The following is a 19,358-nucleotide window of genomic DNA, read 5'->3' on the forward strand; positions in this document are numbered from 1 at the left end:
CCGTCACCAGGCGGCCTTCATGGCCTTTGCGACCTGGTTTTGATGTTCCTTATCGACCTTGTCGCTTCCGTGCGTTTTGCTTCCGAAAAAGTGGATGCAAAATACGCCGTCAAACTGGTTGTCCTTGATGTTTTCGTCCTCTTCCGCGTGCGGCATGCCATTCATCGAACCCGCGTACACGCGGCCGTCGTACAGCACCAGCACGGCCCGCCGGGACCACGACCAGCTCCCGCCATAAATCGCCTTCATCGCCTCGGTCGCCTGCGCGTCGATGGGCTCGGCGTCCAGATGGTTGGTGCCGAACCGGCGCTTCGCCTTGAACGTCTTTCCAGTGCCGACGTCTTTGATCGTAATCGTCGCCCCGTTCGGAATCTTGCCGTTACCGCCGTGGTACCAGTCGAGTTTTTCCGTCTTATAGGACTTGTCCGAAGCACCGGCGTCGTTTGCCGCGCTCTGTCCGAAGAGGGCCGCAATCGTCTTCTTTCCGGCTATGCCGTCGGTGGAAAGGCCTTTGCTCTTCTGGAATGCCTGCACGGCTTCCTTCGTCAGATCTCCGTAGTGGCCGCTGAGGCGGCCTGAATAGAACCCCTTGATGGTGAGCGCTTTCTGGAGCTTGAGTACCTTATTCCCCTCGTCTCCGGGCCTGCTCGTCGCGGGCGCGTCGCCCAGAGAAGCGACCGTACCCAGGTCTTCCTGCCTGCTCTCCGCCGCGCTCTGCGCCTCGATGTCGATGTACTGCTTTGCGCAGTACCCGATCGTTTCCCCTGTCTTTACCTTATACCAGTCGCCGTCCGTATCCAGGATGGTCACGCGCTGCCCTTTCCTGACGCTGCACAGCGCCTTGGCCTCCGTGGAGGCCGTCTTTCGCACGTACAGAGACGTCGCCGTCACCGTTCCCTTACCGTCCGCCATGGCCGGCACCGCTGACATCGCGAGCAGGGCCGACGCAAGGCCAACGCATATAGCGCGCTTGAAACGCACGGATGTCTTCTGTACGGGATTCAAATGCGTATCCATTGGACTCACTCCTTTCCAAGATGCTCCGTTGAGCCCTCTTCGCATCTACAATATATTTCAATTTTGTTAAGTTGTCAACACCTTTTCGTAAAAATTCATTGGTCGTGTGTGCCTTCACTGCCATTGACAGCCCTCCAAAAAGGCGTTAAGCTAATCGCGTTGAGGTGATTTTTCTGATGTTTCCTTTCCCTTGTCCGCTCCCGGCGGACGACGCCCTGGCGCGCCGCGCCGCGGTCAAATCGGCGGCGCTCGATGCCTTTCCGCAGCTCGGCCATATTCCCGTATCCAAACTTCCCGCAGACGCCCTTCCCAGGCTGCTCTACCTGTACGATCAGGCATTTTTTCAGGGCCTGTTTGCCGATAGGCTCCCCGGCCTTCATCTCGCCGCGACCTCCCGCATGACGCGCTGCGCGGGCAAGTTCTGCGTAACTCAGGAGCGCGGCCACGACCCCGTCACGGAAATCCGCATGAGTTCGGACTTCCTCTTCCGGCTCCGGGAGGGGCCGTTTACCGTAAACGGGCTATCCGCCGCCGATCCGCTGGAGGCTTTCATGCTCGTCTTCGAGCATGAACTGTGCCACGCCGCCGAATGGGCGCTGACTGGCTCCTGTGATGCGCACCAGGCGGTCTTCCGCGCGCTCTCGCGCGGACTCTTCCATCATAGGACCTGCACGCATTCTCTCCCCACCCGCGCGCAGGAAGCCGCTGTGCAGGGTGTCGGCGTCGGCGCGCACGTCTGCTTTCCCTACTGCGAAAAGAACTTGACCGGCATCGTCTCCCGTGTGGGCAAGACGGCCTCAGTGATGGTGCCCGCGCGCGGCGGCGTCTGGCACGACAAAAGGGGCCGCCGGTACGACAAGTACACGGTGCCCCTCTCGCTGCTGACGCCCCTGAAAACGCCGCGCTAGTCCTTCGCCACGCGCACGCTGCTGCCCGTCATGCTCTTGGTCACGACAATTTTGCGCTCGATCCGTTCCTTAAGCGCGCTCACATGTGAAATAATGCCCACGAGGTTGCTCTGTGTGGTCAGGCCTTCGAGCACGGTCATCGCCTGCTCGAGGGCTTCTTCGTCCAGCGAGCCGAATCCTTCGTCGATGAACAGCGTTTCCACCTGCACGCCGCCTGTGCGCCGCTGGATTACATCCGAGAGCCCCAGCGCCAGCGCCAGCGACGCGAGGAACGATTCCCCGCCCGATAGAGAGCCCGCGTCGCGCACCTTGCCGGTGTAATGGTCTAAAACGTCCAGCCCCAGCGCATCGTTCGTGCGCCGGTCGAGCGCCGTCTCCTTGCGCAGCAGCCGGTAGCGCCCGCCCGACATGCCGAGCAGGCGCGCGTTGGCCGCCTCCAAAACCTGCGTGAAGTAATAGACCTGCACGTATTGCTCGAAGGAAAGCCGCTGACCCTGTGGGCCGTTCACTTCGCCCGACGCCGTGGAAGCAAGGCGGCGCGCCTGCGCGTAGTTTCCCTGTGTCCCCTGCCAGCGCACGTAGGTCTCTTCCAGGCGGCTGAGCAGATACGCGCGCTGGCGCATGTCGGCTTGCAGGTCGGCGAGCTGCTTCTGCGCCGCCCGCGCCGCCTCCTGCGCCGCGTCCCGGCGCGCCTGCACCGCGGGCGCGTCCATTCGCCGTCTGCCTTCTGCCTGCGCCGTGAGCTGCGCCAACTCGCCCTCGCAGCGCAGGCATTCCGCGCGGTAGCTTTCAAGCTCCGCCTGCGCCTGTTCCACCGCTTCCCGTGAAAGCCGCGCCGCCTCAAAGTCCGTTTCGCTTTCAAATCCGCTCGCGGCAAGCGCGTCGTTGAATTTCATACGCGCTTCCCGGGCGCGCACTTCCGCCTCCAGCAGGGCGCTTTCATTGTCCCGCAGACGGGCCTTCAGCGCCTCGCAGGCCGCGTTCTGTTTGCTGAGCGCTTCCTGTGCCTGCCTGCTAGCGTTTAAAATCGCCGCTTGCCTCGCGGAAGCATCGTCCATCGCCTTTTGCGCCCGCTCGCGCGAAGTAAACGTGAGCTGCGCGCGCAGGCTTTGCGCCGCTTCGTGCAGGCGCGCGCTTTCTGCCTGCGCTTTCAGAAGCACATGTTGCCCTTCCAAAGAAGCAGACCGAAGGTCGGTCTGTTCCTTTTCCAGCCTGCCGCGCTCGATCTCCGCCTGCTTCGCGCGCGCGAGGGCCGCTTCCCGCTCGGCAAGCGCCGCCTTCAGACGTGTCAGCTCCACGTTGAGTCGTTCCAGCTCCGCACGCACCGCCGCGTCCAGGCCGCCCCCCTGTGCGATGCCGCCTTCAAAGAGCTCCCGTATTTCCGCTTGAACCTGTGTGTGCAGCGCGTCCAGCCGGGCGCGAGCCGCCTGCGCGTCGCCCGCACTGTCCTGCCGTTTCTTTTCGAGGGCGTCCTTACTTTTTTTCGCCTGTGCAAGCTGCTGCTGCGTCACGGCGTCCGGCGCGAGCGCCGCTCTGTGCGGGTGGTGCGTGGCTCCGCACACCGGACAGGGTTTGCCCTCCTCCAGCTTTTCGGCAAGCAGGCCCGCCTGTGCCTGGTAAAAAGCGTCCTCCAGCGCAGCCGTCCTGGCGCGCGCGTCGTCATATGCTGCCTGCGCGCGCTCAAATGCCGCGCAGGCGTTCTTGTAATTTCCCTGCTCCCTTGCGCCCTCAGCAGTCCTCGCGGACAGCGCTTCCAGACGCTTTTGCCGGTTCTGCCCGCTCTGCAGTTCGGAGCGCAGACGCTCCGCCTCGAGGCCCGCCTTCGTCCCTGACTCTATAGAGTCGCGCAGCGCCGCCAGCGTCTGCCTGATCTGCGCTTCCCGTTGCGTTCGATTTTCCTGCACCAGCCGCGCGGCGCGAAATTCCTGCTCCGCTCGCTCGGCCTGAATCCCGCACGCCGCGGCTTGCTCGTAAAGGGGCAGCTGCGATGCGATGCGCGCCGCCTCTGCCTGAAAGCGTGCGGCCTCTTCCTCCCGTTCGCACGCTTCATCCCGGGTGCGCGCAAGCGCCGTGAGCCGTTCGCACGCTTCGTCGCGCTGCAATCGCAGCGCTGCGCCCTGCGATTGCAGCGCGCCAAGCGCATCTTGTTCCCGCTTTAGGGCGCCCAGGGGGCCGGCGCTCAGCGCATCCGCCGCTTTCGCCTTCTCACAGCGACGTGTAAGCGCCTCCATCTCCCCGCGTCTGGCATGAAGGGTCTCTGCATGCGCCTTCGCCTGTTCCAGCGTGTCCAGCAGCGCATTGTTCGCCTGAATTTGAACGAGCTGCTCGGAAAACTCCCCCGCCGCCCGCTGGGCTGTCTCCGCCTCCTGTTGCAGCTGCATCTGCCGCTGCCTGTCCGCACGGTGCGTCTGCTTGAGCTTTTCGATGGCTTCCGGCGCGTCGTGAACCGTCGGATGATCCAGCGAAAGAATTTCTTCCAGCTCCCGCAGGGTCTGCACGATCGTAACCTCCTGCCCCGTAATCTGCTCCTTCAGCCCCTTCTCGCGCTCCTTGAGCGCACGCTGAACGTCCACGTAAAAGTCCGTGTCAAACACGCGGCGAAAGACCGCGCGGCGCTCCTCGTCCTTGGCGAGCAGGAGATTGAGGAATTCCCCCTGCGCGATCATGCAGATTTGCTTCATCTGCCGCTCGTCCATGCCCAGCAGCGCCGTCACCTGCTCCGTCACGGCGCGCGCGCCGCTTGTGACCGTGCCATCCGGGTAAAGGAGTGTCGCGTCGGGCTTTTCCTGTACCACGCCCCCGCCGCGCTTGCTCCGCCGCTCATATCCTCCCGGATTTCGACGCAGGGTGTAGCGCTGACCGCGATGGCTGAATGTGAGCTCCACATACGTCGGCACATCCGGCAGGGCAAAGTCGCTGCGCATGCCGTCGGCGCGCCTGCGGCTACCGCTCGTCTCGCCGTACAATGCAAAGACGATCGCGTCAAAGAGCGTCGTCTTCCCCGCACCCGTATCCCCCGTAATGAGGAATAGCCCCGCGCTGCCGAGCCGGTCAAAGGAAATGTGCGCCTCCTCGGCAAACGGGCCGAACGCACACAGCGTCAACGCGATGGGCTTCATGCCAGTCCCTCCCGAGCGCGGCGAATGGCCTCCTGAACGACTGCCCGCGCGGCGTCATCTAGCTCCATTCCCGCCTGATGTAAATAGAAGTCCTCGAACAGCTCCATGGGCGTCCGGCTGCGCACGTCCACCTGATGCAGCGCCTTCTGCCCCTCGAGCGCCGCTTCCCGTTCAAATTCGAGCGACATCACGTTGGGATAGACGCGCCGCAGCCGACCGATCGCGTCGTACAGCGGTTCCTGATCCGTCAGCACCGCGCGCACGTAATCGTCCGATTCCCCCTGCGCGGCCTTCAGCAGATCGTCCAGCCTGCCTCGCAGCTCCCGCATCTCCCGAAGCGGGCTGAGCGGCAAAAGCTTCGCGTGTACGCAGTTCTCGTCCATCTCCACCAGGGTTATACTCTTTGTCCCCCGCGCCTCGGAAAACGAGTATTTCAAGGGCGATCCCGCGTAGCGAATGCCGTCGCGGCCGACGCGCTGGGCACGGTGCAGATGCCCCAGCGCCACGTAGTCAAACGCGTCGAACGCATCGGCCAGCACAGCGTCCGTGCCGCCGAGCTGCAGCGTCTCCGAGTCGCAGCGCTCGACCTGTTCGCCCGGCGCAGCGACGAGCTGGTGCGCCAGCAGCACCCGACGCACGCCCGCCTCGCGTGGAATGTCCGTGAGCATCGCGCGGACGGCATCGTCGCAGTTTTCGATGTCCGCCTGCGGATGCAGTGCGGCGGCCTTCGCGGCTTTTACAAAGGGCAGCAGATAAAAGTCCACCGGCCCCCAGGCGTCCGTAAGGCGCACACACTTGACTTTGCTTTGCAGCACGCCCGCGATGTAGAGCCCCGAAGCGTCGAGTATGTCCCCCGCAAACGAAAGCCGTTCCGGCGAATCGTGGTTGCCGCTCGTCACCAACACGGGGATTTTCAGGCTCAGCAGGCGCGTGAGGAACCCATCCAGCAGACCGACCGCTTCGGTAGGCGGCACGCCCTTGTCGTAAAGGTCCCCCGCGATCAGCACGGCATCCGGCGTCACGCTTTTGGCGATTTCTTCTATTTGATGCAGCACGTGTGCTTGATCTTCAATCATGGAAAAGCCGTGCACCCGCTTGCCCAGGTGCAGGTCTGAAAGGTGCAAGAAGCGCATTTTTTCTTCCTTCCTAATTTGTCGACTTTCTGTAAGCATATCGTCAGCCCTGGGGTTTGTCAAGACGCGGTCTTCGACCGCTTGACTTTGGGGCATCGCCATGCTATTCTTGACTACGTAACCCCAAAGATGGAGGCATCACATGAGCGCACACGTTAAGGACATGACACACGGCAGCCCCGCGAAGTTGATTCTGACCTTCGCGCTGCCGCTGATGCTGGGCAACGTCTTCCAGCAGCTTTATACCACGGTGGACACGGCGATCGTCGGGCAGTTCGCGGGTGTTGAAGCGCTGGCCGCCCTCGGTGCGGCCGACTGGCTGAACTGGATGACGCTGGGCATCGTCACGGGCTTCACCGGCGGCTTTTCCATCCCCATCGCGCAGCGCTTCGGCGCTGGCGATCTCCAGGGGCTGCGCAAGGCGGTAGGCATGAGCGCCCTGCTCGGCGCCGTCATCGCCGTCGTGCTGACGCTGGTCAGCGAATGCATCGCCCGTCCCGTGCTCCTCCTGCTCAACACGCCCGCCAACGTTCTGGACCTGGCGCTGACGTATCTTCGCGTGATGTTCGCCGGGCTTTGCGTCGTGATGTTTTACAACATCCTCGCTTCTTTGCTGCGCGCGTTGGGCGACAGCCGCACCCCGCTCATCGCGATGCTGATCGCCTCGGTCATCAACATCGCGCTGGACCTCCTGTTTGTGGTCATCTTTCATTGGGGGGTTGCGGGCGCCGCGGCCGCAACGGTCATCGCGCAGATCTTCTCCGCGCTGTTTTGTCTGCGCGCGGTCTTCAACCTGCCGATGCTGCGCCTGACGCGTAAGGACTTCGTACCCGACCCTGTCTGCATCCGCACGCTGGTTCGACTCGGCACGCCGATGGCCCTGCAAAACGCCATCATCGCCGTGGGTGGCATGGGCGTACAGTACGTCGTCAACGGGTTCGGTTTCCTGTTCGTCGCCGGCTTTACCGCCACGAACAAGCTGTACGGCCTGCTGGAAATCGCCGCGACTTCCTTCGGCTTTTCGATGGCCACGTTTACCGGACAAAACCTCGGCGCTCAGCAGCTTGCGCGCATTCAAAAGGGCTTGCGTGCCGCCGCCCTCATGGGCGTCGCCACCGCGCTTTGTATCAGCGCCGCCATGTTCGCTTGGGGACGCTCCATCCTCAGCCTGTTCGTCTCGGAATCGAGCGGCAGCGCGGCAGAGGTGCTCGACATCGCCTACCGATACCTGTGCGTGATGAGCAGCATCCTCTTCATCCTCTACCTGCTGCACGTGTACCGTTCTGCGCTGCAGGGCATGGGCGATACGGTAATCCCGATGATTTCCGGCTTTGTGGAGCTCGTCATGCGCGTGGGCGTCGCCTGGCTGCTTCCCCGGTTCATCGGTCAGGAAGGAATCTACTATGCGGAAATCGCCGCCTGGACAGGCGCCGCGGCGCTGCTGATCGCCGCCTATTATGTGCGAATCCACGGGTTCAAGCGCGCGCTGTTCGAGGGACGCCCGATGGTCTGATCAACCCCAAGAGCGGCTTCGTCTTTTGAAAGGATTTTCTTTCAAAGCACGAAGCCGCTCTTTTATGCACTTCAGCAGCGCTACCCTTCCCGCGGATAGATCAGGCGTCCCACGTCATGAAGTACAGCCGGTCTCCCGCCTCATCCCATACGAGCAGGGTAAACTGGCTCGACCAGTACGCACACCCGTCCATCGGGCCGTCCCCGCTGCGGTCGAACAGGAGATACTTTCCATCCGCTTCCTGTGCGGCCGCCCGAAGCGGCTCGTACGGTTCGTACACGCTGTAGATATCGGATTCGGGCTCGAGGATTTCCGCGCGCACGTCTTCCGGCACCGGCAAAGCCGGCCAAGGGAGCGCTGCCAAAAAGGCGCTCTGCTCAGCGCTCAAGGCGACAGCTCCGATTCGTCTGCAATTGCGAATGCCCGTGTAGTTTTCATAAAACGATTCGAGCTTGAGGTCGCCCGGCAAAAACAGCTCTGTCTGCCCCAACACGTTCGCCACGGTGTTCTCGCGCTCCTGCAGATCGGCCGGGGCCGCGGGCCGCGAGGAGGCGGAATGCCAGATCACCAGCACAAGCACCAGCGCAAAGAGCAGCACCGGCACGAGGGCCGGTGCGAGCTGCACGCGTCTTTTGTTTTCCTTTTTCATGTTTTATGCCTCACCCAGTATTTTTTCAAGGAAATAATGAAGCTGCTTGCGCCACCAGATCCAATCGTGGGCGACGTCGCTTCCCCAAATATCGACCCACGCATGGATGCCCTTTTCCTCGAAGACCCGCTGCATTGCGCGCGTCGATTCCAGCATATCCTTTTCCCAGGCTCCCTGACCGACGCACAGGATAATGTTCGACCGGTTGAACAGCTTGATGTAAGGATGTTCCTGGCACATGTTTTTCAGGCACTGATAGGGAGAATTGTAGTAGACCAGTTCGTCCATGTAATCGCCGAAGAATAGGCGCGCGTCGTAGGTACCGCTCAGCGAGATCAGTCCGTCGAAGAGATCCGGGCGGCGGAAAAACAGGTTCGCCGCGTGCGTCGCGCCCATGGAGCAGCCGATCGTAAAGGGCATCTCCCCTTCTCCGCAAGTCCGCATCATCCAAGGATAAAATTCCTCCGTCAGATACCGGAACCAAAGCTCGTGGCGCTCAATCCGCTTGCGGGGCGGCATCTCCCGATTGGACCAGGTTTCACGGTCGATGCTGTCCACACAGAACAGGCGCAGCTTTCCCGCTTCGAGCCATGGGCGGCAGGGTTCGATCATGTCAAAGCTCTCAAAGTCAAAGTATCTGCCGTTTTGCGAGGGGAATACCACGCAGGGCTTTCCCTGCGTACCATAGACGTTGACTTCCATATCCCGCATCAGGCTGGGGCTGTACATCCGATGATATGTTGCCTGCATTGCTCATGCCTCCCATTGCGCGTATATGATCACCCAATTCTATGTGCCGTCTGTATATATTATTCTGCATTTTCATGCTTTTTCCTGCCAATTTCTCTCGCCTGTACATGGATTGTATAGCAGGCCGTTGCAAAGTACTATATGATGTGGTATAATGAGGCACCAAGAGAAGATATTGTGTTTGAACGGAGGAATGCCCATGCCCTGCAACGTACAAATCACCGGCGGCCAGCTTCCGCAGGAAGAAGTGAACGCCTATCTTGCCCGCGCGGTCAGTCTGTATGGCCGTGAGCCGGACATGCTCGACCTGAAAATCGACGGCGACTTTGTGGACATCGCCTATCACTATGCCGACCATCCCTTCCAGCGCATCCGCCGGATCACCGGATATCTGGTGGGCACACTCGACCGGTTCAACAACGCCAAGCGTGCCGAGGAGCACGACCGCGTCAAGCACTCGATTGCCCTTTAACCGCTTATGCCGCGATGCTTATCACCGCGGCCTTTTCATATTCTATTTTCAAGGAGCTCCGTCATGCCGAAGACGCTTTTTATCACCGATCTGGACGGTACCCTGCTCGGCCGGGACGATCGCATCCCCCCTACGGGTCTAAAAACGCTGAACGCACTGATAGAGGACGGTCTGTCCCTGACCTATGCCACGGCCCGCTCGCTCTCCTCAGCCAGCCGCGTCACAAGCGGACTTCACCTGTGCCTGCCGGTTATCGTGTACAACGGCGCGTTTATCCGCGACCCCGTAACCGCGCAAAACCTGCACAGCGTGTCGTTTTCCCCCATCCTGTGCGCGCGGATTCAGTCTATCGCCGCTCATCTGGCGCTCTCTCCGCTCGTCTATTCCTTTGTGGAAGGGCGCGAACGCGTCTCCTGGCTCCCCTCGCGGGAAAACGACGGCATCCGGCGCTATCTCTCCCAGCGAAGCGGCGATCCCCGGCTGCGTCCGCTGGAAGACGAGACGGCGCTGTATGCGGGCGACGTCTTCTACTACACCTTCATCGGAGAGCAGGCGGCGCTTCTGCCGCTGTACGAGGAAGTCTCACAGCTCGAAGGCTGTCGGTGCGTCTTTCAGCAGGAGCTGTACCGTCCCGAATACTGGTGCGAGCTCATGCCCGCGCAGGCGACGAAGGCCGAAGCGGCCCGTAAGCTCAAGGAACTGCTGGGCTTTGAGCGCATTGTAGCCTTCGGCGACGCTATCAACGATATTCCGCTTTTTGAAGCAGCCGACGAGGCCTATGCCGTCGATAACGCCGCTGAACCCTTAAAGCGCATCGCCACGGGTGTTATCGGTGCGAACGACGCAGACGGCGTGGCCCGCTTTCTAAAGGCGCGTCATTTCTCCCAACGCTAAACATGCACAGCAAAAGGCAGGCGCGCCGCGATGGCACGCCTGCCTATCTTGTAGAAACGAATTACCGCTGGCCCGCCCTTTTCCGGACCAGGCCTCCCGGAATAATCCGACGCCGCTTTGGCGCATAGCCCGTATCCTCCCGCTCCGCGGGGTATGCGGCTTTCATCCCGCCGTGGATTAAATTTCGGGAATTTCGATCTCGATCTCGCGTCCCAGTTTTGCGGATTTACAGATGCCGTCGATGATCGCCTGGTTGTAGAGGATCTGGCTGCTGGGCACGGGCGCAGCCTTGCCTTCCAAAATCGCGTCCAGGAAGGAACGGATCTTGCGGTCAAACAGACCCGAAAAACTCGACTTGTCATCCTCGATGATCGGGATAACCGTCTCCACCTGCGCGCCCGCCACGTCGGTGTACAGCTTCATGGGGCCGCCGACCGTGCCGTTCCAGCACTCGGTGGAGGGGATGCGCAGCGCGGCTTTCTTGCCGAGGATCACCGTGTCGCCGGGGGTATCCAGGTGCATGGCCCACGAGATGCGGAAGTCAAGCACGATGCCGCCTTCTAGACGGACGAATGCAGCCGCGAAGTCATCGACATTAAAGCGCGCGGCGTTCTCCTCCGCGGTGTGCGCCGCGTCGGCATACTGATACAGAGGATTCGTTCCAAAGAAGTTGGATGTATAGCCCGTGACCGTCAGGGGCTTCGGATAGCCGATGGCGTTGAGCACCATGTCCAGCGAGTAGCAGCCGATGTCGCCCAAGGCGCCGATGCCCGCCGTATCCTGCTCGATGAACGTGCTGTTGGGGATGCCGCGGCGGCGCCCTCCGCCTGTCTGGATGTAGTAGATTTCGCCCAGCTCGCCGGATTCGACGATCTTCTTGATCATCTGCATGTTTTTGTCCATGCGCGGCTGGAAGCCGATGGAAAGCAGCTTGCCGCTCTTCTTTTCCGCGCGGATGATTTCGGCCGCCTCTTCGGTGGTCACGCACATGGGCTTTTCGAGCAGCACATTGACGCCCGCCTCCAGCGCGGCGATGGCGCACTCGGCGTGCGTGCGGTTGTAGGTGCAGATGGAAACCGCGTCCAGCTCCTCATTTTCGAGCAGGGCCTTGTGATCCGGATAGATATGCGCGTCCTCAAAGCCATAATGCTTGGCGAACTTCTCGGCCTTGCCGGGGACGAGGTCCGCCAGGGCGACGACCTTCACGTCTGGCATGTTTTTGTAGCTCTCCGCGTGCGATTCCGCGATCCAGCCGGTACCGATGATGCCGACCTTCAGCGTCTTCGTATAGGTGCGCTCCTCGTGCACCGTCGGTGTAAAGTTTGAAAGCACCGTATCGCTCATTGATGATCTCTCCTGTCGCGTTTTTTCGCTTTACTTGAGGCCCAGCTTTTTCAGGGTACCGATGCTCATCTCCGCCGCTTCCAGGGGCGTGCGTCCCACCGACATATCCTGCTCGACGACGAACCACTCCGCGCCGCTCTCGATGCCCGCCTCCAGCACGCTTTCCACGTCCTGGCAGCCGTAGCCTACAGGGCGGAATTCAAAGGATTGCGTATCCTTCTTTTCGCCTTCGTCGATACCGATCAGCGCGTAGGGCGCCGATTCTCCCTTGCGGCCCACGTAATCCTTCAGGTGGACGACCGGACAGCGACCCGCGTACTTGCGGATGTAGGCCGCCGGGTCTTCGCCCGCGTACTTCACCCAGCAGACGTCCAGCTCTGTCTTGAGCAGGTCCGCAGGCACCGCGTCATAGAGAAAGTCCAGGGCGTACTGGCCGCTGATCTGAACGAACTCAAAGTCGTGGTTGTGATAAAGCAGCGTCAGTCCCGCCTCCTTCATCAGGCGGGCAAAACGATGGATGACCGCGATCGTTCTGCCAAAACCCGTCGAGCCGGGGCGCGTCGCGTCGTCCAGGTACGGAATAGCGATGTGCGAACAGCCGATGGCCTGATGGTAGGCGATTACGCCGAACATATCGGCCTCAATCTGCGCAAACGGCACATGGCTGGAAATCGCGACGAGGCCGTGCTTATCCAACATCGCCTTGACCTCCTGCGCGCTGTGGCCGTAAAAGCCGGCGAATTCCACGCCGTCATACCCCATGCCCTTCAGCGCAGCCAGAACCGCATCCAGATCCTTCTCGGCCTCCTCGCGTGCGGAGTAAATTTGATACGCAACGGGACGTTTTTCCATGACGAACACCTCCTGAAAAAATTCCATATCTAAAATTTATTATAGCCGATCGCCGCTTCCCTGTCGCGCCAGTTTATGATATGATAATGCCAAAACCCGCTACAGATCGTTTGACCCACAGGAGGCGCACCGTGAACCAAATTTACGAGCTAACGCGCGACGAGACGCACCGTGCATCCGCTTGGCGTGCGAAAAACAACAGCTATTTCGCGCATTTTCACAGCACCATCGAGCTGGCCTACGTAGAGAGCGGCGTCCTTTGCGTAATTCAGGACGGCGTCAGCACGCCGGTTTCCAGCGGTCACCTGATTGTCAATTCTAGCTACGTCGTGCACAGCTATCTGTCCCCTGAAAGCTCCGACGCCATCATCGCGACCATTCCCCTCTCCGTCGTCCCTGCCCTGCAGGCTCAGCTCTCGTCCAGCCGGTTCCAGAGCGGCGTCTTGGACGTGCGAAATCTTGCGGAGTGCCCGTGCATCCTGAACATGATGGCGTCACCCGAAAACGACGGCAACGAGCGCTTCGTCAACTGCCTCGCTGAGGCGCTGCTCGCACTCCTGATCGACCGGATCGGCCTTCTACCCAACACCTCTGACGCAAGCGGCGGCCTCATTCAGCGCATTCTTTTGTACGTGGAGCGCCATGCAACCCAACCGCTCAGCGTCGCCTCGACCGCGGCTGCCTTTGGCTACAGCGAGGGGCGCTTTTCCCACCTATGGGGAGAACAGGTCGGCTGCTCTTTTTCGAAGTACGTGAGCAGCCTTCGCTGCCAGATGGCGCGGCGCATGCTGGAATCCGGCGACAGGCCTTTGATCGATGTCGCAAACGCCTGCGGCTTTTCCAGCATGCGCACGTTCCACCGCGTCTACAAGGCGTACATTGGGGAAACGCCCGGCGGACGTAGGCGATAACAAAAGGAGGCTGCGGCACAATGATGCCGCAGCCTCCTTAATCGTCGTCCTCTTCCGGTTTTGCGCCCAGTTCTTCCAGCTTCGCCCTGATCATCTCCGGCCGCGCATAGTTGAGCGGCGAGAACTTGCCCTTTGCAGACGTGCGCAGCTTTTCGATCGCCGCCGGCTTGTTTCCCGCCTCGATGTCGTACAGCGCGAGGAAGTAGTTCGTATCGATCGCGGAAGGCTTAAACTTGAGCGCTTTTTCAAAGTAAGGCTTTGCCTTTTCCTTGTCTCCCAACACACGGTAATACGTTTGGCCCATGTTGTCCAGGAACACCGGATCCTCCTCGTCGTATTCCACGGCCTCCTGGTTGTAGCGAAGCGCTTCCTCCGCGTCGCCCTTTTCGATCAGCAAAAAGCCTAGCGTGCCGTAAATCGTGCCGTTCTTCTTCTTGCGGTCGAGCTCCTGCATGACCTCCACCGCGCGCTCAGTGCGCCCCTGCTTCCAGCAGACGATCGCATAATTGGTCAGCATCTGCGTTCTCTGATCCGGCACGAGCCCCGGAGCTTTTTCTACGCGGCGCAGCACCTCCAGCGCCTTGTCGTATTCCTCGGATCGCAGCAGCAGCACCGAGTAGCCCAGCAGGATCTTCGGCACGTTGATGCCCTCCTGATACGCCTCCTCATACAAGCGCCTTGCCTCCGCGAGATTCCCCTTCGCGTGTGCGGCGTATGCCTTGTTGCCCTTCATGCCCGTCATAAAGCCCATGGTTCAGACCTCCTGTTTGTCTCTTTTTATTTGCAGCTTGATATGAAGCCGTCTTCTCCGTTTTTCGAGCGCCTCTGTTTCCAGCGGATCCACCTGTTTCCAGGGTGGCAACGAAGCAAGGTACTCCTGCGCGCAGAGCGTATAGCGCAGCGCACGTTCCAGCTCGTGCGTGTGGTGCTCGCAAATCTTTGCCAGCTCCACGTAGGGAAACGCGCCGCCTTCTCTTCGCGCGATCATCTCCTGGCATTCACGCTGCACCTGCGTGTAGTCGCGCTCGCGCCGGTAGCTGCGTGCGAGGCTCACCCGTGCCCTTTCGGACAGCTCGCTCGTGCTGGCCACGCGATAGCACCTGCGCGCCTCCTCCACGTAGCCGAAGCGCTCCAGCGCGCGGCCCGCGCTGAACACGTCCTGGCAGAACGCCTGCTGCTCCGGCGCGTCCATCGCCTGGCAAAGCCTTGCGAGCAGTACGGCCAGCGAACGAATGTCCAGCATGTTGTGGTGCAGCACGTCCTCCAGCAGCGCGAAGTCTCGCGTCTTCAGGTAGGAAAAGTAGCGCTCCGGTACCTGCGCGCCCGGCAGGTCGTCCGCCCGGCCCGCGCCGAGCACCGCCTCTTCCAGCGCCGCGAGCGAGCATCGGCCCAGCCGCAGCTTCCAGATGCGCCGCGCCGGATGCAGCAGATCCAGGTGCGGCAGGTCGCGGTACTCGTCCCGCATGCGGTGCATCGTCATACGGGACTGGATCAGCGGCAGGTCAAAGCTCTTGCCGTTGAACGTCACGTAAGCATCAAAGCGCGGCATCAGCCCCGCCAAATGCGAGAGCAGCACCGGCTCCTCCGGATAGTCGCGCATGAGAAGCTGCCGGATCACCAGCTCTTCCCCCTCGATGAAACCGACGCCGACCAGAAAGGCCAGCGTTCCCGCACCGCCCGAAAGGCCGGTCGTCTCCGTATCCAGAAAGAGCAGCCGCCGGATGTCCCACCCGTAGCCCGAAAATGTGGGGTCTACCCTTCGCACCTGCGCGATCGTCGTGCGTTCGACGCCGCCTAGCTTCGCGAGCGGCACGCGTGTGTCGCGCACGAAGCAGTCCGTCGAAACCGGCGCGGCAGACCTTGCAGGCTTTCCGGAAATGGCGTTCAGCCTGTCCCGCAGCCCTCTCATGCGCTCAGCATCCTTTCCAGCAGCAGCAGCGCCGTGCGCTTTCCCTGCGCGCCCACCTCGGCCACGGGCCCCACGCATGAGGGACATCCCGCCTCGCAGGGGCAGGCCGCGATCATCTCGCGCGCGTGCTCGAAGAGCAGCAGGTTCATGCCATATACCTTTTCGCTGAGCCCCACGCCGCCCGCGCAGTTGTCGTACAGGGTGATCGTCGGCTTCTTCGTAAAAGGGTCGCGCACGCGGTAGAGCACCGCGATGTCCTGAGGCGAGCACATCAGGTAAAGGGGCGCGAGCTGACGGATGGCATTGGAGATGCCCAGCATGCCTCCCTGCAGCGCGTCCTGCGAGATGCCCTCGGTCATAGCGTCCGGCAGCGACCACCAGCAGGCCGTCGTCTGCATCTCCAGCTCCGGCAGGTCCACCGGGCCGAACCCCAGCGTCTCCTGTGTGTCGAGCTTAAACTTCTTAAACATCGTCACAAGCCAGGTGACGAGTACCTCGCCGTATGCGCGTGAAATTCCCGCCCCATCCTCGTCCTTGAACACGTCCAGCACGCGCAGGCTCGTGTTGAGATCGGCATCCGTGTAATAGTCTACGTCCACGCTGCGTACGTAAGCCTTCTTTTCGGGGAAATCCAGCTTTTCAACCTGGTACTGCTGCCCCTCGTGCATGTAAATCGCGTGCTCGTGCAGCAGCATCGGCACGGTATAACGGTCCATCTCGCCGATGACCCGCCGGTGCTCCGGACGGGTGATGTCGATGATGAGAAAGTTTTCCTCGCCGATCGAGCGAAGCGACACGTCGGCGGCCGGGAACTCCTCCGCCATCCAGTGATAGCGCGTCCCCACGTGGCGCAGGATCTGCTGCTCACACAGGTAGTCGAGGATTTCCGGCGTCTCCACGCCCGGCGCGTAAGTTTCGCCCTCTTCAAAGGGAAGCTCATAGGCCGCGCACTTCAGATGGCTGAGCAGGATGTACAGGTTGTCCGCGTTGACCAGCGCGTTCTCCGGCGACTGGCCGAAGAAATATTCCGGGTGCTGCACGATGTATTGATCCAGCGCACCCGAGGAGGCGACCATGATCGTCGCCGCCGCCGTGCGCCGTCTGCCCGCGCGTCCCGCCTCCTGCCATGTGCTGGCCACGGTGCCGGGATAGCCGCACATCACGCAGGCGTCGAGCTGCCCGATGTCGATGCCCAGCTCCAGCGCGTTGGTCGAAACCACCGCACGTATGCTTCCCCTGCGAAGGCCCTGCTCAATTTCGCGTCGCTGCGTGGGCAGATAGCCGCCCCGATAGCCGCGCACGCGCCCGGCGTTGCCCAGCGGATCCTTCACGCGCTCCTTGAGGTGACGCGTGAGCACCTCGACCGTCAGGCGGGACTTGGCAAAGACGATGGTGGAGATGTCGTTGTCCACCAGCATCGCGGCGATGCGCTGCGTCTCCTGCATCACCGAACGCCTGATGCCGAGCTGCTTGTTGACGACCGGCGGATTGTAAAAGATCAGGTGCTTTTCTCCACTCGCCGCACCGGACTTGTCAATCAGTTCGCATTCCTCGCCTACGAGCAGGCGCGCCAGCTCCGCAGGGTTCGCGATGGTCGCGGAGCAGCAGATGAACTGCGGATGCGAACCGTAAAACGCACAAACGCGCTTAAGCCTCCGGATGACGTTGGCCAGGTTGGAGCCGAATACGCCCCGATAGGCGTGAATCTCGTCGATGACGACGTAGCGCAGGTTCTCAAAAAGCTTAACCCACTTCGTATGATGCGGCAAGATACCGGAATGCAGCATATCCGGGTTGGTCACCACTACATGCCCGGCCTGCCGCACGGCACGCCGTGCGGCCGCGGGGGTGTCGCCGTCGTAAGTATAGGTTTTGATGTCCACGTCAAGGGCGGTGATGAGCTCGTAGAGCTCAGCGACCTGATCGGCGGAAAGCGCCTTGGTGGGAAAGAGGTACAGCGCGCGCGCATCGGGGTTCTTCAGGATGCTGTCCAGAACCGGCAGGTTATAGCACAGCGTCTTTCCCGAAGCGGTCGGGGTGACCACGCAGATGTTTTTCCCCGCGAGAACCTCCTCCAACGCTTTTCGCTGATGGGTGTAGAGCTGCCCGATCCCCCGCGCGCGAAGCACCGGCGGAATGCGCGCGTCCAGCCCTTCCGGAAAAGGCGCGTACTGCGCCGCCCGCGCGGGGATCGTCTCCCAATGCGTGACGTTTTCCATGAAGTCCGTATGGCGCAGCCTGTCCAAGAGCTGTGTGAGATTCAAGAAAACGCCTCCTCCGTCTAGCATTTACGCATACATTTACTTATTATAAACAATCCGGCGCTTCTTGTCTACGCGCAATGTCCGCGGTCAGTCCCAGCCCCACCGCGCACAGCACGAAGAAGACCGTCGTCGTGATCGGCTGGTTCACGCTTACAAAGGCCTGCGCTGCGTAGCCGAAGACCGCCGCAAAGACCGCGCGCACTGCCGGGCATTTCCTGCCCGCGCGCGCCAGCCTGTAAAAGGTCGCCCCCAGAAAGGTGAGATAACACCCAAGGCCCAGCGCGCCCGTCGTCATCAGGTATTGCAGGTACTCGTTATGGCAGTTTTCAAATACGCCGCCCGAGTTTGCGAGCGCCTCCTCCGTCATCAGCGGCGCGAGCACGCGGCGCACCATGTCCGGCCCACAGCCGAAGAGCTTGTGCAGGGGTGAAAAATCCCTGTAAGCCCCCAGCGCTTGAATCCATGCGAAGCCGCGCCCCGTCCCCCACGCCTCGTCCAGGCGAAGATAGTTATTCAGCGCGCCCAGAGGCGTCTCCCGGTCAAACGCGGTGAACCATACGACGCACAAAGCGGTGCAAAGCAGCCCAAGAGCGCACAGCGCGTAAAGCGTTCGGCGTGCGTACGGCAACGCGCGCGCATCCAAGCCCCGCCAATCCAGCAGAAAAAAGAGCCCGCTCATCGCAGCACAGAGCCCGCCCAGCCCGGCGAGAGCGCCGCCCAATTCAGCGATGGCCGCGCTGATCCCCAGAAGCTGCATGTGCTGAAAGGGAAGAAGACCCATCAGCCAGGCCGAGAAAAAAAAGGAGGCTACGCAAAGAAAAGCCCTTGCCAGCGTCCGCCAGGAGGCAAGCGCCGGGCGCAGAAGCGCGATCGCAACCGCCGCGATCGCAATGTAGACGCTGTCGCTACGCGCGGCGAGCGCCGCCGAAAAGCCCACGAACACGAGCGCCTGACAGGCATAGCGAACGGAAGGCCATCTCGCGCTGATCGCGCCCGCGAGCGCGAAGGAAAGCACCATGGCGACAAACGCCCCGAAAAAATTGATGTGGCCAATCGTCGAGATGAAGACGTTTTCCTGCCCGCCGGTCAAGTGGGTGTAAAAATGCAACGGGTCGACATAAAAATAGTTGAGGATGCCCAGCGCGCAGACCGCGGAACCCGAAACGAGGAAGACGCCAAGACAAGCCCGGTATCCGCCGCCCCCTTGCGACAGTAAGAACGTCATCGCGCCTATCGCCATCAAATAGAGCAGGCCGCTGCGCCGTCCCAGCTCCCCGCTGAACGCCTTTGCCGGTTCTTCGCTGAACCGGCAGGCGATGGCGGCGCAGCAGACAAAGGCAAGCATCGCCCCGACAGGCAGGCTGATTCCCACAAAAGGACGCTTGCGTCTGCTGATACGGACGGCCGCATAGACCGCTGCGCCGACGCATAGCAAAAAAGTTAACCATATAAAAAAACGGTACTTACATGTGTTGATGTTAAAGTAATAGTTTTGATAGTAGAGCGGGAATATGCCCAGCATCATCGCCGCGTAGACGGCGGCAGGAGCGTTACTGCGCATTTCCTTCGTCCAATTTTCCTCCATGCCGCGCGTCCCTCCGTTTGTTGCAGCAGCTTATCGCG

At 61.3% G+C, this 19,358-nt stretch carries 16 protein-coding genes; 5 read left to right on the forward strand and 11 right to left on the reverse strand.

Annotation, left to right across the window (positions count from 1 at the left end):
- Positions 1-3: 3 nt before the first annotated feature.
- Positions 4-1,017, reverse strand: coding sequence for a peptidoglycan-binding protein (locus C1725_RS11635; RefSeq protein ID WP_346026611.1), 1,014 nt, complete (start codon positions 1,015-1,017; stop codon positions 4-6).
- A 176-nt stretch (positions 1,018-1,193) separates the two neighbouring features.
- On the opposite strand from C1725_RS11635, the gene C1725_RS11640 reads away from it, so the two are divergent.
- Positions 1,194-1,925: a SprT-like domain-containing protein gene (locus C1725_RS11640; protein ID WP_146009236.1), complete on the forward strand. Its 732-nt coding sequence runs from the start codon at positions 1,194-1,196 to the stop codon at positions 1,923-1,925.
- On the opposite strand, the gene C1725_RS11645 is transcribed toward C1725_RS11640, so the two are convergent.
- Both C1725_RS11645 and C1725_RS11650 read right to left on the reverse strand, forming a co-directional pair.
- On the reverse strand, positions 1,922-5,044 hold the full coding sequence (locus C1725_RS11645; protein ID WP_102411768.1) for an AAA family ATPase: 3,123 nt from the start codon (positions 5,042-5,044) through the stop codon (positions 1,922-1,924). The two genes, C1725_RS11640 and C1725_RS11645, sit on opposite strands and share 4 nt — an antisense overlap.
- Entirely contained in the window at positions 5,041-6,177 is a 1,137-nt protein-coding gene (locus C1725_RS11650; RefSeq protein ID WP_102411769.1) for an exonuclease SbcCD subunit D C-terminal domain-containing protein, read from the reverse strand. Before C1725_RS11650 ends, C1725_RS11645 begins: the two co-directional genes overlap by 4 nt.
- A 142-nt stretch (positions 6,178-6,319) precedes the next feature.
- Between C1725_RS11650 and C1725_RS11655 the strand changes: the two genes are divergently transcribed.
- Complete coding sequence (locus C1725_RS11655; protein WP_102411770.1) at positions 6,320-7,690, forward strand: MATE family efflux transporter; 1,371 nt, start codon at positions 6,320-6,322, stop codon at positions 7,688-7,690.
- Positions 7,691-7,790: 100 nt separating this feature from the next.
- Here the strand turns inward: C1725_RS11655 and C1725_RS11660 are convergent, their stop codons facing one another.
- Together C1725_RS11660 and C1725_RS11665 are read right to left on the reverse strand one after the other, a co-directional pair.
- On the reverse strand, positions 7,791-8,339 hold the full coding sequence (locus tag C1725_RS11660) for a hypothetical protein (RefSeq protein ID WP_102411771.1): 549 nt from the start codon (positions 8,337-8,339) through the stop codon (positions 7,791-7,793).
- A gap of 3 nt (positions 8,340-8,342) precedes the next feature.
- Positions 8,343-9,089: an alpha/beta hydrolase-fold protein gene (locus C1725_RS11665; RefSeq protein WP_102411772.1), complete on the reverse strand. Its 747-nt coding sequence runs from the start codon at positions 9,087-9,089 to the stop codon at positions 8,343-8,345.
- Positions 9,090-9,288: 199 nt separating this feature from the next.
- Between C1725_RS11665 and nrdD the strand changes: the two genes are divergently transcribed.
- Positions 9,289-9,561: an anaerobic ribonucleoside-triphosphate reductase gene (nrdD, locus tag C1725_RS11670; protein WP_102411773.1), complete on the forward strand. Its 273-nt coding sequence runs from the start codon at positions 9,289-9,291 to the stop codon at positions 9,559-9,561.
- A 63-nt stretch (positions 9,562-9,624) separates the two neighbouring features.
- Positions 9,625-10,455: an HAD hydrolase family protein gene (locus C1725_RS11675; RefSeq protein ID WP_102411774.1), complete on the forward strand. Its 831-nt coding sequence runs from the start codon at positions 9,625-9,627 to the stop codon at positions 10,453-10,455.
- Positions 10,456-10,632: 177 nt separating this feature from the next.
- Here C1725_RS11675 and C1725_RS11680 read toward each other — a convergent pair whose 3' ends face one another.
- Together C1725_RS11680 and C1725_RS11685 are read right to left on the reverse strand one after the other, a co-directional pair.
- Positions 10,633-11,799 carry a Gfo/Idh/MocA family oxidoreductase gene (locus C1725_RS11680; RefSeq protein WP_102411775.1) on the reverse strand — a complete coding sequence of 389 codons (1,167 nt, stop codon included), beginning with the start codon at positions 11,797-11,799 and terminating at the stop codon, positions 10,633-10,635.
- A gap of 30 nt (positions 11,800-11,829) precedes the next feature.
- Complete coding sequence (locus C1725_RS11685; RefSeq protein WP_102413329.1) at positions 11,830-12,651, reverse strand: TIM barrel protein; 822 nt, start codon at positions 12,649-12,651, stop codon at positions 11,830-11,832.
- Between the two features lie 131 nt (positions 12,652-12,782).
- Between C1725_RS11685 and C1725_RS11690 the strand changes: the two genes are divergently transcribed.
- Positions 12,783-13,562 carry a helix-turn-helix domain-containing protein gene (locus C1725_RS11690; protein WP_346026612.1) on the forward strand — a complete coding sequence of 260 codons (780 nt, stop codon included), beginning with the start codon at positions 12,783-12,785 and terminating at the stop codon, positions 13,560-13,562.
- 37 nt (positions 13,563-13,599) lie between these two features.
- Here the strand turns inward: C1725_RS11690 and C1725_RS11695 are convergent, their stop codons facing one another.
- The 4 genes from C1725_RS11695 to C1725_RS11710 are packed head-to-tail and all read right to left on the reverse strand — an operon-like array spanning position 13,600 to position 19,320.
- Entirely contained in the window at positions 13,600-14,313 is a 714-nt protein-coding gene (locus C1725_RS11695) for a tetratricopeptide repeat protein (RefSeq protein WP_102411777.1), read from the reverse strand.
- A 3-nt stretch (positions 14,314-14,316) separates the two neighbouring features.
- Entirely contained in the window at positions 14,317-15,471 is a 1,155-nt protein-coding gene (locus C1725_RS11700) for a ribonuclease H-like domain-containing protein (protein ID WP_346026613.1), read from the reverse strand.
- Positions 15,468-17,735, reverse strand: coding sequence for a DEAD/DEAH box helicase (locus tag C1725_RS11705; protein ID WP_346026614.1), 2,268 nt, complete (start codon positions 17,733-17,735; stop codon positions 15,468-15,470). The genes C1725_RS11700 and C1725_RS11705 overlap by 4 nt, the downstream gene beginning before the upstream one ends.
- A 43-nt stretch (positions 17,736-17,778) precedes the next feature.
- The gene (locus tag C1725_RS11710; protein WP_102411780.1) at positions 17,779-19,320 is read right to left on the reverse strand and encodes an O-antigen ligase family protein; all 1,542 of its coding nucleotides are present in this window, start codon (positions 19,318-19,320) and stop codon (positions 17,779-17,781) included.
- Positions 19,321-19,358: the final 38 nt, after the last annotated feature.

This window comes from Beduinella massiliensis (assembly GCF_900199405.1).
Taxonomy (GTDB): domain Bacteria; phylum Bacillota; class Clostridia; order Christensenellales; family Aristaeellaceae; genus Beduinella; species Beduinella massiliensis.

Coding starts and splice junctions, on each gene's coding strand:
- C1725_RS11635 (WP_346026611.1), bottom strand. CDS start 1,017: ATGGATACGCATTTGAATCCCGTACAGAAGACATCCGTGCGTTTCAAG.
- C1725_RS11640 (WP_146009236.1), top strand. CDS start 1,194: ATGTTTCCTTTCCCTTGTCCGCTCCCGGCGGACGACGCCCTGGCGCGC.
- C1725_RS11645 (WP_102411768.1), bottom strand. CDS start 5,044: ATGAAGCCCATCGCGTTGACGCTGTGTGCGTTCGGCCCGTTTGCCGAG.
- C1725_RS11650 (WP_102411769.1), bottom strand. CDS start 6,177: ATGCGCTTCTTGCACCTTTCAGACCTGCACCTGGGCAAGCGGGTGCAC.
- C1725_RS11655 (WP_102411770.1), top strand. CDS start 6,320: ATGAGCGCACACGTTAAGGACATGACACACGGCAGCCCCGCGAAGTTG.
- C1725_RS11660 (WP_102411771.1), bottom strand. CDS start 8,339: ATGAAAAAGGAAAACAAAAGACGCGTGCAGCTCGCACCGGCCCTCGTG.
- C1725_RS11665 (WP_102411772.1), bottom strand. CDS start 9,089: ATGCAGGCAACATATCATCGGATGTACAGCCCCAGCCTGATGCGGGAT.
- nrdD (WP_102411773.1), top strand. CDS start 9,289: ATGCCCTGCAACGTACAAATCACCGGCGGCCAGCTTCCGCAGGAAGAA.
- C1725_RS11675 (WP_102411774.1), top strand. CDS start 9,625: ATGCCGAAGACGCTTTTTATCACCGATCTGGACGGTACCCTGCTCGGC.
- C1725_RS11680 (WP_102411775.1), bottom strand. CDS start 11,799: ATGAGCGATACGGTGCTTTCAAACTTTACACCGACGGTGCACGAGGAG.
- C1725_RS11685 (WP_102413329.1), bottom strand. CDS start 12,651: ATGGAAAAACGTCCCGTTGCGTATCAAATTTACTCCGCACGCGAGGAG.
- C1725_RS11695 (WP_102411777.1), bottom strand. CDS start 14,313: ATGGGCTTTATGACGGGCATGAAGGGCAACAAGGCATACGCCGCACAC.
- C1725_RS11700 (WP_346026613.1), bottom strand. CDS start 15,471: ATGAGAGGGCTGCGGGACAGGCTGAACGCCATTTCCGGAAAGCCTGCA.
- C1725_RS11710 (WP_102411780.1), bottom strand. CDS start 19,320: ATGGAGGAAAATTGGACGAAGGAAATGCGCAGTAACGCTCCTGCCGCC.